Origin of the sequence: Photorhabdus sp. RM96S, from assembly GCF_042879335.1 — a bacterium.
In the GTDB taxonomy this organism is placed as follows: Bacteria; Pseudomonadota; Gammaproteobacteria; order Enterobacterales; family Enterobacteriaceae; genus Photorhabdus; species Photorhabdus kayaii.
In genome coordinates, this window is record NZ_JBHFKT010000226.1 from 1 (window position 1) to 308 (window position 308).

The following is a 308-nucleotide window of genomic DNA, read 5'->3' on the forward strand; positions in this document are numbered from 1 at the left end:
GGGTCAGGTGGGACCGCCGCGCTATCGCCGCCAGGCATATTCGGTTTATTCCAGGCGGCGCGTCTCTTCTTCCGCAACCACCCGCTTCAATCTGTTCAACAAGCTGAAAATTTATCTCTCTACGCCCTGCCGACACCAAAACACCTTCGGCGTTGTAAGGTTAAGCCTCTCGGTTCATTAGTACTGGTCAGCTCAACGCATCGCTGCGCTTACACACCCAGCCTATCCACGTCTTCGTCTTAAACGTTCCTTCCGTGACCTCAAGTCAAGGGAAGACTCATCTCAAGGCAAGTTTCCCGCTTAGATGC

At 53.6% G+C, this 308-nt stretch carries 1 rRNA gene; it reads right to left on the bottom strand.

Annotated features, from left to right (window positions below):
• Positions 1-156 precede the first annotated feature (156 nt).
• Positions 157-308, bottom strand: a 23S ribosomal RNA gene (locus ACGF49_RS25090); the annotation flags it as partial.